Here is a 15,205-nt window from a genome sequence, read left to right on the forward strand (position 1 = left end):
ACTGTTACAGATAATAATGCTACAATCTCTGGTGGAACAATTGCTACTCTTGCTGTAGGCGCAACTGATGCCATTACATTCTCTGGCAGTCATATCATCACTCAAGAGGATATCAATACTGGTTATGTGTACAACTTGGCTACTGCAACGGGTAAAGATCCTAAAGGAAATCCTGTTACTGATACTTCTTCGGATCCTACACCTTGTACTTCTTGTCCTGTGAACCCTGAATGTACAGATTGTACCATTACTCCATTGGTAAAGATCCTAAAGACTCAAACGCCAAGTATTGACGTTATAAAAATTGCTACCTCTACAAGTTTCAATAAAGTTGGAGATATTGTCAACTATGTAATAACTGTGAAAAATACTGGAAATGTAATCTTATCCAATGTAAATATTACCGATCCATTAACTGGATTTAGCACGATTATAGAAAACTTAAATGTTGGTAAAATTCTTGAGTACAACCAAAGTTATACCATTAAACAACTAGATTTAGATAAGGGTTCCGTTTTAAATATTGCTTCAGCTTCTGGCAAAGACCCCAAAGGAAATACAATTTCAGATGAGGACAGCGAAATTGTAAACGAAAAAGCCAATACCATTGATGCGATTGATGACAATATTGGAACAGTTGTAGGTGTGAATCAAATTACTCCTAATGTTATTAATGTGTTTACCAATGATACTTTAAATACAACAGCAGTAAACCCTTCAGAGGTGATTCTTACCGCTGTAACATCAAATCCATTTTTAATAATGAATCCTGACGGTTCAATTGATGTATTACCAAATGCTCCAGTTGGAACTTTAACATTGACTTATCAAATTTGCGAAAAATTAAATACATCAAATTGCGATACAGCAGTGGTAACAGTAATCATAGAAGCGCCAAGCATGACTGTTTCTGGTGAATCAATATGTGTAAATGATGTACCGTACTTTAAATACACAACAACAGCAAATAATTTTACACCTGTAAATGGACTAACTATAACATGGAAAGATAGCAACAATAATATTGTAAGTACAATGACCAACTTACCTTTAAATGGACAAGTGCTATGGCCAGGCGCTGTTATTGATGCTAATGGAAACGGTACTGATTGGCCTGGTTGGATATTAGTAAATGGCAAATGGATGGAAAGTTCTGATGGTTTCGAAAATCTAAGACCAACTGCAATTGTCGCTCTTACATTAAACCCAACAGAAACTATAGTTGTGAGTTATCCTCCTTCAATTCCATTTTGTACTTCAAGACCTATATTTACAATAGATGCCGTAAATGACACTGCAGAAACTCTTGACGGTTTTGGAGGAGCAACAAATGTTGTTAACGTATTTACTAATGATACATTAAACACAGTAACTCTAAACCCTAATGATGTCAACCTGACTCTAACAATACCTGATCCAACTGGATCATTGGTATTGAATCCTGACGGTTCGGTAGATGTAAATCCAAATACTCCAACTGGAACTTATATTTTAACTTATCAAATTTGCGAAAAAGCAGATGAAGGAAATTGTGACACAGCGGTGGTAACAGTAAATGTTGAATTCTCATTACCTCCTGCTCCGCCTGTTCCTGTTTTTGCCCAAGATGATACTGCTGGTCCAATTGATGGGGCTAATGGCAAAACTAACATTCTAAATGTGTTAACAAATGACTTTCTTGGATTAGCTTCTGCTACCCTAAATAATGTTTCATTATCTCTTGTAACTCCTGATCCAACTGGATATATGACTATGAATACTGATGGATCTATCGATATAAAAGATGGAACTCCTGCAGGAACTTATATTTTAACGTATCAAATATGTGAAAAAGATAAACCATCAAACTGTGATACAGCAATAGTGACAATTACAGTTATATGTAGAGATCAGACTAAAATCGCTGGAATTGTGATTAATGAAGGTACAAAAAAACCATTAGCAAATGTACCAGTTACTTTGATTCCACAAGGAACTACTACTGGATCAGTTCAAATAAGAATTACTAACGCTGAGGGGTATTATAACTTTACAGGAATGGTTCCAGGAGATTATTTGGTACAGGTTCAAGATGCCAACTTGAATGCAGCCTATCAATTATATCCAACAAGTTCAAGTTTATTTTTTACAACCTTAGAAAATTGTAAATATCAGGCTCATAATTTCGGTTTTGACAAATCAAATTTACCAGTATTAGGAGACTTTGTATGGTATGATGTGAATAATAATGGCTTGCAAGATGAATGGTTTGACGCTAATAATGACAATGTAGTAACCAAAAATGTTCCAGACGCCAATGGCTCATTTGATTATAGTAAATGGGAATGGATCGACTTGAATGGTGATGATAGTTACAAAGGAATATTGAACGTTGGCGAATTGAATGCTGCCGGTTTTGGAAATGCAAAATCTGCTAATGTATTTGTAACTGGACCAAGCAACTACTCTGATTCTGTAATCGTTGGCATTCAAGGTTTTTGGAGAAATAGACCAACAGCTGGTGTATTTGGGGAGTATAAAGTAGAACTAAAAATGGACTCCAACTTAGAAGCTCAATCATCAGCCATGGGGGCAACTGGTTTAGTGAAAGTTCTTCCGAATACTGATCGAAAAATACCTGAAAGTAAAACTACTGCGTTTGAAGTTTGTGGGCCAACAAATAATACTGTTCAAACCGCTAATCTAACGTCAACAAACCAAGTAAATCTAGACTTAGATTTTGGTATTAGCTGTAAATTATTTGCTAATATTCAAGCTTCAAATGACACCTATAATGTTACGCAATGCTCTATAGCAAATGAAATTAGAAATGCATTGGCAAATGACCTATTGAATGGATCACCGGCTGATATTGCAAAATTCAAATTCAAATTACTTACAGCTCTAAGCCAATTTATTATTATCGATGACAATGGAAACATCACATTAACAGACGATGCTAAAGCAGGGATATTTAAATTTGAATACCAAGTATGTGAAGCTGCCAATCCTACCAATTGTAGTACTGCTACTATAACTATTAATATTACAGGAATAGAACCTGTAACCATCAATAGTACTGCTTGTAATGCCGATACTTCGCCTTTAGATTTAAATTCATTACTACCAGCTGGCATACCAACTGACGGAACATGGATTGATACAGACAATACAGGTGGTTTAAATGGAAGCATCTTAAACACATTTGGAATACCAACCAACAAATACAACTATGAATACAAAATTGGTGGCCTTTGTCCAAGATCTATTTTCTTAATTCTAGATGTTAATTTTGATTGTAAAGTCTTGGGTTGCGGAACTATTATAGTACACAATGCGTTCTCACCAAATGGCGATGGATTAAATGATATCTTTAAAATTGATAGTATAGATGATACCATTTGCTATCCTGAAAATACCATAGAAATATACAATCGTTGGGGAGTATTAGTTTTTGAAACTAAGAACTACAATAATACTTCGAACTATTTTGACGGAGTCTCAAGAGGTAGAACAACGGTGAGCCAGTCCTCAGGATTACCTAATGGAACATACTTCTATATTTTAAACTATACTTCTTTTGATCTAAATGGAAATCCAGTTCAAAATAAAAAAGACGGCTATTTGTATCTATCAAAATAAACGAATGATAAGAAAACACAACCATTTAACCTACTTCATCCTTATAAATCTAATGCTACTAAAATAAAGCTATTATGAAAACACAAATAATCACTTTCATTACCATGTTACTAGCGTTTGTGAGTTATGGTCAACAAGACGCTCAATTTACCCAATATATGTACAATACAATAAACATAAACCCTGCCTACGCTGGTAGCAGGGGAGCCATGAGTATTTTTGCTTTACATAGAACACAATGGGTAGGTTTAGACGGAGCTCCTACAACAAACACCGCCTCTATTAATACCCCTATAAATAATTCCAATTTAGGTTTAGGACTTACTTTCATCAATGATAAAATTGGGCCTACAAATGAAAATACTATTTCAGCGGACTTATCATACAGTATACAAACATCTGCAAATTTCAAACTTTCTTTTGGAATGAAAGCAACGGCTAATTTGTTTAATTTGAATGTTAATAAACTCAATCCATCTGATCAAGGTGATGCACAATTTCAAAATTTGAGAAATGTTTTCACACCAAACATTGGAGCAGGAATCTACTATCATTCTGACAAGGCATATATTGGATTATCAGTCCCTAATTTTATCGAAACCAAGCGCTATGACGACAACGATGTGGCCATTTACAAAGAAAAAATCAATTACTATTTAATTGGAGGGTATGTTTTTGATTTGTCCAATAGCATCAAATTCAAGCCTGCTTTCTTGACCAAATTAGTCGAAGGAGCTCCATTACAAGTAGATGTATCAGCTAATTTTATGTTTGCAGAAAAACTAGTATTGGGGGTCGCCTACCGCTGGAGTGCTGCTATGAGTGCTATGGTAGGCTTTCAAATTTCAGATGGCATGTATCTTGGTTACGGTTACGATTTAGAAACTACCAATTTAGAGAACTACAATTCTGGCTCGCATGAAATTTTCTTGCGCTATGAAATATTCAAAAATAACGGAAAAATTACCACCCCACGTTTCTTCTAAATAGTGATTATGAAAAATTATATCCTCTTCTCGATACTATATGTTAGTTTATTTCCTTGGAATGCTAATGCACAAAAAGGAAAAATAGCCTCAGCAGATAAAAAATATGATAACTACGCTTATGTCGATGCGATACAAACCTATGAGCGTGTAGCTAATAAAGGCTATCAATCGGCGGAAATGTTTGAAAAACTAGCCAATGCCTATTACTTTAATTCTGATTTTGAAAAAGCAGCACAATGGTATGAGCAATTATTCAATTTAGAATCAAACTTAGAACCTGAAAATTATTATCGTTATGCACAATCACTAAAAGCAGTAGGAAAAGAAAAACAAGCACAAGAGATATTGAGTAAATTTGAAGGTAAATCTTCAAATGATACTCGTGGAAAACGTTGGAAAAAAAACAATAACTATTTAGCAGAAATAAGAGCCAATACAGGCCGTTATAGTATTGAAACCACCAACATTAACTCAAAATATTCTGATTATGGAAGTGCTATTGTAGACAATAAGCTAGTTTTTGCTACAGCAAGAGATACTGGAGGAGTTAGTCAAAGAATACATACTTGGACTGGAGAACATTTTACTAATTTGTATTCCGCCAATGTAGATGGAGAACTATTTCCTAATGCCCCAATGCGATATGACGCTACTATAAATTCAAAATTTCATGAAGCAACCCCAGTTTTTACCAAAGATGGTACCACTATGTATTTTACTAGAAATAACTATTTGGATGGTAAAAAAGGAAAAAATGACAAAAAGGTAACTTTACTAAAAATTTATAAAGCGACATTAATCAATAATAAATGGACAAATATCTCTGAGCTCCCCTTTAATAGTAATAATTTCAGTACTGCCCATCCTGCTTTAAGTCCAGATGAACAAACTTTATACTTTGCCTCTGATAGACCTGGTTCCGTGGGACAATCTGACTTGTACAAAGTTCAAATTCTGAACAACGATAATTATGGTGAACCCATAAACTTAGGAAAAGAAATCAATACAGAAGGGAAAGAAACTTTTCCATTTGTTACCAAGGACAATCACCTCTACTTCTCTTCTGATGGGCTCCCAGGACTTGGTGGTTTGGATATTTTTATAGCAAAAATAAAACCTGATGGATCGATAGGAATAATTGAAAATGACGGTGGTGAAATTAATTCTCCCAAAGATGATTTTGCTTATTATAGAGACAGTGACATTAATAAAGGTTTTTTTACTTCAAATCGTGATGGTGGAATGGGGTCTGACGATATCTATAGATTTAATTTTAAACCACGTTGTACACAACTACTCAAAGGTGTAATCACAGATATTGAAACTGGAGCAATATTAGCGGGAGCAACAGTAACCTTGATTGATAGCAACTATAATGCAATAGCAGAGACTATCTCAGATAGTTCAGGCAACTATAGCTTTCCTGTAGATTGTGGTAAAAACTACAGTGTAAGAGCCGCGAAAGTAGACTATAAAACTAAAGAGCTAAAAGTGAGCATACCAGATACGAAAGGCGAAACCAAACAAGATATTGCTTTGGAAACCAGCATATGCAAAGTCACTATTGGAGGGGATTTAGCTAAATGTTTTGGCATTACAATGATCTATTTCGATTTAGATAAATCATTCATTCGTAAACAAGCGGCAGTTGATTTGGCTAAAATATTAGATGTATTACAACAATATCCAAAAATGAAGCTTGATATTCGTTCACATACCGATTGTAGACAAACTGCCAAATATAATATGGCCTTATCAGAACGAAGAGCACAATCTACTATGTCTTGGTTAATTACAAAAGGTGTTGATAAATCAAGATTAACAGGTAAAGGTTATGGAGAGTCACAACTTGTTAACGATTGTGGTTGTGAACCTACCAATCAATCCAATTGTACAGAAGAGCAACATCAAATGAACAGAAGAAGTGAGTTTATTGTAACTGATTTTTAAATTTCATTGAATCCAAAAAATCACAAAACAAAAAAGCTGCCAATTCTAAGGCAGCTTTTTTGTTTTGTGATTTCCAATCTAAATTTTTGCAAAAATATTTACATAATATTTCTTGCCTGAAACAGCATCTTGTCTAATAGCAATTCCAAAATGAGTAAAATTACCCACAATATTTTCTTTATGACTAGTACTTTTTAACCAAGCATCTAAAGCTCCTTTGGGAGTAATATAATTGTAAGCAATATTTTCAGAAACATTTTTAGCGCCTAAAACTCTAATAATATCATTCGATCTCGAAGTAAAATCATTGTGATTTACTACATTATTAGCCATCAAATAATTTGCATGATTCTCCGACTTAATGGAAATATAATTTAACTTTTCGAGTGTATTCAAACCAATTGATTTTCGATACTCATTGATCAAATTCAATGTTTCTAGCTCAGTAGCAGAATAGCTATATACAGAATTATCGACAATAGAACTTGATTTTTCAGGTAAATTAATTTCCTCTTGATCGTTAGAACACGACATAAAAAATAAAGAACTAATAAACAACATACCCAAAATAAAAAACTTATTTTTCATAACATTGGTAGATTAAGTTTAAAGAAGATGTGGGGCAAATTCCTTATGTATTTATACTATACTTATTTTTAACAGTATAAAGCTCTACAATAATCGTTAAAACACCAAATTTAATCGATGAAATACATGTTTTATTATTTTTTATAATAAATACTTTACATTATGGAGACAAACGATACATACTCCAAGAATAATCTTCTTGTAGTACATATTGAATTCTGTCGTGCAAACGATTGGGTCTTCCTTGCCAAAACTCGACCTCGTGAGGAACAACTAAAAATCCTCCCCAAAAATCAGGTCTTGGGATTTCTTTTCCTTCAAATTTTCGTTCTAATTCTTTCAAGTTGTTCTCTAAAAAAGATCTTGATGGAATTACTTCACTTTGATTAGAAACGATTGCACCTAATTTACTTCCATCAGGTCTAGAATCAAAATAGCCATCAGAAACTATTTCACTTGTTTTTTGAGCACGCCCTTTGATTATAACTTGTCGTTCCATACTGTGCCAAAAAAAAGAAAGACAAACATTTGGATTTGCCGCTATTGCTCTCCCCTTTTGAGAATTATAATTAGTATAAAAAACAAAACCTTCTTCATTAAATTTCTTCAATAAAACAACTCTAGATTTTGGAAATCCATCTAAACCAATGGTAGCAACAGTCATAGCATTAACTTCATCTACACCACCAAAATCCTCTACTTCATGAAACCATCGGTTAAATAAATTAATAGGGTCTTCTGGAATAGAAGTCTCTAGTAATTCACTTTTATCATAGGACTTTCTGTAATTACTTAAATCTTTCATGGCTTTCAATTTTAAAAAATATAACAAATTTAAAAAACATTCTTTGTCGTCTTTTAATGTCAAAAAATCTTAACTATATCTCAAAGGATTTTCCGTCATCTGCCAATTGCACATTAGAAAAAAAAGTTAAGGCTTCCTCTTTAAACGAAGAAATACTTTCGTATCGTGTAGAATAATGTCCCAATAGCAACGATTTAACATTTGCTTTTGACGCAATAGTCGCTGCTTGAATAGCCGTAGAATGCATCGTTTTAGCGGCCAATTGTGACTCACTTTCTAAAAAAGTACTTTCGTGATATAACAAATCTACTTCTTGTACTAAAGGAATTATTGACTCTGTATAAGCTGTGTCAGAACAAAAAGCATACGATTTTGTAGGCTCTCCTGGAAAAGTAAGCTGCTCATTGTCTACAACTTGTCCATTATCTAACGTAACAGTCCCTCCCTTTTTAATCTTTTTATAATAACAAACATCTATCGACAATTCTTTAATGGCATCAATGTTTAATTTTCTATCTCCTTCTTTCTCTCGAAATAAAAAGCCGTTGGTATATACTCTATGTTTTAATGGAATAGTGTGAACTGTAACTTTTTCATCTTCAAATATCAATTCACTTTCTTTGACATCTAACTCATGAAAATGTATTTCATAATTGGTCCACGAGTGTGAAAGCTTTAATTGTAATTGAATAATTTCTTTCAAGCCTTTGGGACCATAGATATGCAAATCTGCCACTCTTGATAAAAGGGAGAAAGAAGAAATTAAACCTATAAGGCCATAAAAATGATCTCCGTGTAAATGAGAAATAAAAATATGACTGATTTTGGTAAACTTAACTTTGTTTTTACGAAGTTGTACTTGAGTTCCTTCACCGCAATCAATTAAAAAATACCTATTTTTTACTTCCAACAATTGAGCTGTTGGATTTGTAAAAGTTCGAGGTGTTGCAGCATAGCAGCCAAGTACGGTTAATTTCAAAGTAATGAATGTTGTTTTTAGATAAACTGTAATCTAATCTTGAGAAAGTTTTTATTAAAAGCCTAAATCTCTTTCAATTTCTTCCATTTCAATGATATCATTTGCTTCTAACAAAGTGGGAACTACAGTTATGGTTTGTGGAACCGCATTAAAATCAATAGCATCAGCAACAATAACCAATGACTTTTTAGCTTTTTTATGAGCTTTAGCCAAAGGCAAAAAAAGTTTTATTGAAGCAATATCGACTGTTTTATCATTGGATACATCCAAAATCAAATTAAAATCTTTGAAACTGGCATATTGATTTGTTACTTTTTCAATAAAAGTAGTTACAACACCTTCAGTATCTTTAATAGTTATTGTATGTCCTTTAGTATCTACTTTCATCTTATTGAATTTTTGAAGCTAATAAATAAATCACTGCCATTCGAATGGCTACTCCATTCTCTACCTGATTCAAAATAACAGATTGTTGAGAATCTGCTACATCAGAAGTAATTTCAACTCCACGATTTATAGGTCCTGGATGCATAATTACAATTTCTTTACTCAGTGAATCTAATAAATTTTTATCTACTCCGTATTGTTGCGCATACTCTCTTGTGGATGGAAAAAAGTTAACATCCATTCGTTCATTTTGCACTCTCAACATATTCGCTACATCACACCATTCTAAGGCTTTACGCAAATCCGATTCAACTGTTACTCCAAGTGATTCGATATATCTAGGAATCAATGTTTTTGGACCACAAACTTTAACTTCTGCACCTTGCATTTGCAAAGCATATATATTAGATAAAGCTACTCGCGAGTGCAAAATATCTCCAACAATAACTACTTTTTTTCCTCCTACATCACCTAATTTTTCTCTTATAGAATAACTATCTAACAGCGCTTGTGTAGGATGTTCATGAGCACCATCTCCCGCATTTACGATACTTGCTTTTACATTTTTTGACAAAAAATAAGCAGCTCCAGGATTTGCATGACGCATAACAACCATATCCACTTTCATTGATAAAATGTTGTTAACAGTATCAATTAACGTCTCCCCTTTTTTAACAGAAGATTGAGCGGCAGAAAAACTGATTACATCTGCGGATAAACGCTTTTGAGCCAGCTCAAACGAAAGCTTGGTTCTAGTACTGTTTTCAAAAAAAATATTGGCTATGGTAATATCTCGTAAAGAAGGAACTTTTTTAATGGGTCTATTGATAACTTCTTTAAAATGATCAGCTGTTTCAAAAATAAGGTCAATATCGTTTTTGGTGATATATTTAATTCCTAATAAATGATTTACGCTTAACTCGCTCATTTTTATACTTATTGATTATTATTGATTAAAAAAACACCATCTTCTCCTCCTTGCTCAGCCCAAGTAACTTTTACTTTTTCGTCATTAATTGCATCCACTTGACGACCGCGATAATCTGGCTGAATGGGCAAATCACGACTAAATCTTCTATCTATTAAGGTCAAAAGTTCAATACCAGATGGTCTTCCAAAGGACTGAATTGCAGTTAAAGCAGCTCTAATACTTCTTCCTGTATACAAGACATCATCAACAAAAATTACTTTTTTATTTTCAACCAAAAAATCGATTTGTGTAATATTAGCTTCCAAAGGTTTATCGGTTCTTCTAAAATCATCTCTAAAAAAAGTGATGTCTAAAAATCCTATTTTAATGTTTGCTACTTGGTAGTCGTTTTCTAAAATACTTTTTAGGCGTTTGGCTAAAAAAGTACCTCTAGGCTGAATTCCAATTAAGATGGTTTCAGAAAAATCAAGATGTTTTTCGATTAATTGACAAGCCAAACGATTAAGGATGATATTGACTTCTTTGGAAGTGAGCAATACTTTTTGATTCATGGTATAGTTTTGTTTGGTGTACAAATATACAAATTTCGATTTAGCAATAAATAGTATTCTAATAAAAGTAATACTCAAAATTGTTTCTAAAAAAGGCAATAAATAAAAAGATATCAAAAAAAAACCTTTCATTTAGAAAGGTTTAATTGATTTATTTCGCATACATCTTCACACGTAATTCTTGAATTTTTTCATCATCTAAGTATTCGTCAAATGTCATGTAACGGTCAATGGCTCCATTTGGTGTAAGCTCCACTACTCTATTACCAACAGTTTGTGCAAACTCGTGGTCATGAGTGGTAAAAATAACTGAACCTTTGTAGTTTTTTAATGAATTATTAAAAGCTGTAATAGACTCCAAATCTAAGTGGTTTGTTGGTTCATCTAACATTAAGATATTAGCACGTTCCATCATCATTCTAGACAACATACAACGCACTTTCTCTCCTCCAGATAAAACTCTACTCGTTTTCAAAGCTTCTTCTCCAGAAAAAATCATTTTTCCAAGAAATCCTCTGATAAAAACTTCATCACGCTCTTCTTCAGTTTTTGCATATTGGCGTAACCAGTCTACAAGTGTATAATCGTTTTCAAAAAATGAATGATTGTCTCCAGGCAAATAGGCTTGATTGGTAGTAACTCCCCAATCAAATGAACCTGTATCAGCTGCTTGATTGCCATTCAAAATTTCATAAAAGGCTGTTGTGGCACGAGAATCTTTTGAAAAAAGTACAATTTTATCTCCTTTGGCCATATTCAAATCAACGCCTTTGAACAAAAGTTCACCATCCACAGAAGCGCTTAAATCTTGTACATTCAAAATTTGATCACCTGCTTCACGATCTTGATCAAAAATAATAGCAGGATAACGACGACTGGAAGGTTTAATCTCAGAAATATTTAATTTCGAAATCATTTTTTTACGAGAAGTTGCTTGTTTTGATTTCGCTACATTGGCACTAAAACGACGAATAAACTCCTCCAATTCTTGTTTCTTTTCCTCTGCTTTTTTGTTCTGTTGTGCACGCTGTTTAGCCGCTAATTGGCTAGATTCATACCAAAAAGTATAATTTCCAGAATAATGGTTGATTTTACTAAAATCTATATCAGAAATATGCGTACAAACCGCATCTAAAAAGTGTCTGTCGTGAGAAACTACAATTACGGTATTTTCATAATTAGCTAAGAAATTTTCTAACCAAGAAATGGTTTCAAAATCCAAGTCGTTGGTAGGCTCATCCATAATCAACAAGTCAGGATTTCCGAATAAAGCTTGTGCCAAAAGGACACGAACCTTCATTTTTCCTTCCAAATCAGCCATCAAAGTATAATGATTGTCTTCTGTAATACCAAGATTTGACAACATAGCTGCTGCATCAGAATCAGCATTCCATCCATTCATTTCTTCAAATTGCACTTGCAATTCTCCAATTCTATCAGCGTTTTTATCGTTATAATCCAAATAAAGTTCGTCCATTTCTTTTTTGACAGCATACAAAACTTTATTACCCATCATCACCGTTTCAAGTACCGTATGTTCATCAAACATGTTGTGATTTTGGTTCAGTACTGACATTCTTTTTCCTGGTTCCAAATGAATATGTCCTGATGTAGGATCCATTTCGCCAGAAATTATTTTTAAAAAGGTAGATTTTCCAGCACCATTGGCTCCGATTACTCCATAAACATTACCATGAGTAAATGTAGTGTTTACTTCGTCGAATAAAATTCGTTTGCCAAATTGAACTGATAAATTATTAACTGTTAACATAAATCGATTTTTTAAAAATTTTTGCAAAAGTACAAAATTAGCTTTGTTTTACTCTTAAATAACAAGCTATCTTTTATAGATATCAAAAAAAAGAGGATATCATTGATATCCCCTCTTCAAAATTAACTTCTCATAAAAAACAATAACCAAATTGAAAAAGAAATTAACAGCAATCCCAAAACAATTAATGAAAAGCTATAGAGTAACCAATTCTATAACTAGAAAAACTCATTACACTTTGGAAAAATTATAATTGAACTAAATATTTTAAACCATTGTAATTGGCTAATTCAACATCAGCATGATCTTTAGAATTACATTGTTCTAACAAATCTTTAGCTAATATAGCATTATAGCCTGATTGATTTTGCAGCTTCATCAGCAACTGTTCTGACAAAGAGCTCAGAGCCGTTGACAAAGGCAAAAGAGGCTGTACTAAAGGAGCATTTTGACTTAAAACTTTTAAATCTTTATTATTTTGAATCCATTTGTTCAAAAAGATTACGATAGATGCTTCTAGTGTTTTGTCTTTGTTTGCAACATATTGCCCCACTAATTGATTGAAAGTTAAAGCATCTTCAGCATCTGGCGTGCAAGCATCTGCAAACAAGGTAAAAGGAGAATACATTTGATATTCCGTTCCGCCTTTATTTCTGGAATACACCTTCAAAGGCTCGCAAACCTCAGAGAATATTTGCAAAGCAGCTGTGTTTTGATTGTTACTGATGTTTCTCAACAACACTTCTTTGTTACGAATATGCGTGATTCCTAATTCTTCCAGATGGTAAGAAACTACTTTTAACCTCTTTCTCATACTGGCAATATCGGTCACATTTGCAGCTGACCAAAGGCGCTCTGATATGGCTGCGGTTCTTGGCCAAATTCTAGAATCTATGGTTTGAGGCGTTACCAATTCGCTCCACATGGTAGCCTCTCCACCTAAAATCCTGGCTTTTTCATCCACTGATAAATTTGCATTTGCAGGCATTGGATCATTCAAATAATGACTTTCAACTCCTTGAACCAAATCAAGATAAAAACCATTGGACAACACAGTCTTATAACCATTTGTTGTTGCGGCTATCAATGAACCACCAGCAGCTACACCTTCATTTGGACCTTTCCAAGAATGAATAATAGCCTCCTTAGACATATTTTTGGTCATAATTTCTTCCCAACCCATCAATTCTTTTTTATGCTTTTTGAGCATAGGAATCAATTTCATGGTGAAATAAGTTTGCAACTCATGATTGTTGGCTAACTTATTTTTCTTCATAAAATCTTGAATTTTAGGATTCGAATCCCAATCTTTTCCTTCATTTTCATCGCCGCCAATGTGAAAATATTTCCCAGGAAACAAAGGACAAACTTCGTCAAAAATTTCACCCAATAGCTGATATGTTTTAGGATTAGAAGGGTCTAATGTTGGGGTAAAAATCCCAGCATTTCGTTCTAATGAATAAGTTACCAATCCAGAAGCTTTCTGAGTTGTTTCAGAAGACCCTTTATTAATAGTCACAACTTTACTTCCGATTTCTGGGAAGGCAGTCAAAATAGCAGATGCATGACCTGGAACATCAATTTCAGGTACAATCAAAATACCTCTATCGGCAGCATATTTTACAATTCCTTTAATTTCTTCTTGAGTATAAAAAAGACCATCAGACGCTTTATCGGTAAGCACCTTATACTTTTTCATCTCAATTCTCCAGCCTTGGTCGTCTACTAAATGCCAATGAAATACATTCATTTTCATAGCAGCCATAGCATCTAAATTTCTCTTAATAACATCCACAGGTTGGAATTGTCTCGCAGCATCAATCATTAATCCACGCCAAGTAAATCTGGGCATGTCAGTAATTGAAACATTAGGAAGATAAAAAGAAGTAGCGTTGTTCTGAAGTAATTGCAATACCGTTTCAAGGGCATGCATGGCTCCCAATTCAGTAGTGGCATTAATATTGATTTTATTGGATTGAATATCTAATTGATAACTTTCATCTTCATACAACCCAATTTTTCCAGCTCTACTACAATTAATCTGTAATTGAGCCTCAGGATACTCATTGTTGGCTGTAACAAAACCTTGTTTAAAAAACAACCCCGTTCTTCCGTCTAATCGTCTTAAAAAACGAGATGCTGCCACATAAATTCTTGAATCGGATTGACCGGTAACATTAACTTTAAAAGCTGAAGTTAGTGCAAAATTTCCTGCTTTCAACTCTACTTTCTGAGGCCAAGGCATCAAATTTAATTGCTCTTTAGTAACTTGGGAAAAAGCTGATACTGTTATAAAAAAAAGGGTAAAAAGGTATTTCATAAATGGTTTTGTTTACAAACTAGTCTGGTTTAGGAATACATCCTAACTAGTTAAAAATCCCCATTCGATTGTACTGCAACCGAATGGGATTAAAAATCTAATAATCAAATCGTTTGAAGGCTTCGATCGCTTCGTATTCAGCTAATCCAAGATCATCGTATAATTTGGCAGTATCTTTATTTCTGTCCTCAGCACGTACCCAGAATTCTCTTGAGTCATTACCTTGGAACATTACTCGATCTTTTTGAGATTGATGGAATAAAATGGCCTGACGTTTTAACAACACTTCATCTGGACTTAGTGGCACAGCCAT

11 protein-coding genes and 1 pseudogene are annotated in these 15,205 nt (G+C 33.7%); 3 read left to right on the plus strand and 9 right to left on the minus strand.

What is annotated here, in order from left to right:
* The 3 genes from AO58_RS17400 to AO58_RS0116170 form a co-directional block, all read left to right on the plus strand.
* The coding region (locus AO58_RS17400) for a T9SS C-terminal target domain-containing protein (protein ID WP_035717988.1) at nt 1–3,621 on the plus strand (3,621 nt) is incomplete at its 5' end.
* Between the two features lie 74 nt (nt 3,622–3,695).
* The gene (locus AO58_RS0116165; protein WP_024982687.1) at nt 3,696–4,607 is read left to right on the plus strand and encodes a PorP/SprF family type IX secretion system membrane protein; all 912 of its coding nucleotides are present in this window, start codon (nt 3,696–3,698) and stop codon (nt 4,605–4,607) included.
* Nucleotides 4,608–4,616: 9 nt separating this feature from the next.
* Nucleotides 4,617–6,560, plus strand: a complete 1,944-nt coding sequence (locus tag AO58_RS0116170; RefSeq protein ID WP_024982688.1) for an OmpA family protein — start codon at nt 4,617–4,619, stop codon at nt 6,558–6,560.
* Nucleotides 6,561–6,638: 78 nt separating this feature from the next.
* Here the strand turns inward: AO58_RS0116170 and AO58_RS0116175 are convergent, their stop codons facing one another.
* The 9 genes and pseudogenes from AO58_RS0116175 to AO58_RS0116215 form a co-directional block, all read right to left on the minus strand.
* Complete coding sequence (locus tag AO58_RS0116175; RefSeq protein WP_024982689.1) at nt 6,639–7,148, minus strand: CAP domain-containing protein; 510 nt, start codon at nt 7,146–7,148, stop codon at nt 6,639–6,641.
* Between the two features lie 160 nt (nt 7,149–7,308).
* Entirely contained in the window at nt 7,309–7,953 is a 645-nt protein-coding gene (gene pdxH / locus AO58_RS0116180; protein WP_024982690.1) for a pyridoxamine 5'-phosphate oxidase, read from the minus strand.
* 73 nt (nt 7,954–8,026) lie between these two features.
* Nucleotides 8,027–8,932: a ribonuclease Z gene (locus tag AO58_RS0116185; protein ID WP_024982691.1), complete on the minus strand. Its 906-nt coding sequence runs from the start codon at nt 8,930–8,932 to the stop codon at nt 8,027–8,029.
* A gap of 54 nt (nt 8,933–8,986) precedes the next feature.
* Nucleotides 8,987–9,319: a hypothetical protein gene (locus AO58_RS0116190; protein WP_024982692.1), complete on the minus strand. Its 333-nt coding sequence runs from the start codon at nt 9,317–9,319 to the stop codon at nt 8,987–8,989.
* A gap of 1 nt (nt 9,320) precedes the next feature.
* Complete coding sequence (locus AO58_RS0116195; protein ID WP_024982693.1) at nt 9,321–10,247, minus strand: aspartate carbamoyltransferase catalytic subunit; 927 nt, start codon at nt 10,245–10,247, stop codon at nt 9,321–9,323.
* A gap of 8 nt (nt 10,248–10,255) precedes the next feature.
* On the minus strand, nt 10,256–10,801 hold the full coding sequence (gene pyrR / locus AO58_RS0116200) for a bifunctional pyr operon transcriptional regulator/uracil phosphoribosyltransferase PyrR (RefSeq protein ID WP_024982694.1): 546 nt from the start codon (nt 10,799–10,801) through the stop codon (nt 10,256–10,258).
* Nucleotides 10,802–10,952: 151 nt separating this feature from the next.
* Entirely contained in the window at nt 10,953–12,572 is a 1,620-nt protein-coding gene (locus tag AO58_RS0116205) for an ABC-F family ATP-binding cassette domain-containing protein (protein WP_024982695.1), read from the minus strand.
* A 247-nt stretch (nt 12,573–12,819) separates the two neighbouring features.
* Nucleotides 12,820–14,892 carry a beta-N-acetylhexosaminidase gene (locus tag AO58_RS0116210; RefSeq protein ID WP_024982696.1) on the minus strand — a complete coding sequence of 691 codons (2,073 nt, stop codon included), beginning with the start codon at nt 14,890–14,892 and terminating at the stop codon, nt 12,820–12,822.
* Between the two features lie 97 nt (nt 14,893–14,989).
* A pseudogene (locus AO58_RS0116215) lies at nt 14,990–15,205 on the minus strand (glucosamine-6-phosphate deaminase); the annotation flags it as partial.

The organism is Flavobacterium succinicans LMG 10402, from assembly GCF_000611675.1.
Taxonomy (GTDB): Bacteria; Bacteroidota; Bacteroidia; order Flavobacteriales; family Flavobacteriaceae; genus Flavobacterium; species Flavobacterium succinicans.

Excerpts from the sequence above, each read along its gene's own strand:
- AO58_RS0116195 (WP_024982693.1), bottom strand. The coding sequence starts at position 10,247 with ATGAGCGAGTTAAGCGTAAATCATTTATTAGGAATTAAATATATCACC.
- AO58_RS0116175 (WP_024982689.1), bottom strand. The coding sequence starts at position 7,148 with ATGAAAAATAAGTTTTTTATTTTGGGTATGTTGTTTATTAGTTCTTTA.
- AO58_RS0116170 (WP_024982688.1), top strand. The coding sequence starts at position 4,617 with ATGAAAAATTATATCCTCTTCTCGATACTATATGTTAGTTTATTTCCT.
- pyrR (WP_024982694.1), bottom strand. The coding sequence starts at position 10,801 with ATGAATCAAAAAGTATTGCTCACTTCCAAAGAAGTCAATATCATCCTT.
- AO58_RS0116190 (WP_024982692.1), bottom strand. The coding sequence starts at position 9,319 with ATGAAAGTAGATACTAAAGGACATACAATAACTATTAAAGATACTGAA.
- AO58_RS0116205 (WP_024982695.1), bottom strand. The coding sequence starts at position 12,572 with ATGTTAACAGTTAATAATTTATCAGTTCAATTTGGCAAACGAATTTTA.
- AO58_RS0116210 (WP_024982696.1), bottom strand. The coding sequence starts at position 14,892 with ATGAAATACCTTTTTACCCTTTTTTTTATAACAGTATCAGCTTTTTCC.
- AO58_RS0116165 (WP_024982687.1), top strand. The coding sequence starts at position 3,696 with ATGAAAACACAAATAATCACTTTCATTACCATGTTACTAGCGTTTGTG.
- pdxH (WP_024982690.1), bottom strand. The coding sequence starts at position 7,953 with ATGAAAGATTTAAGTAATTACAGAAAGTCCTATGATAAAAGTGAATTA.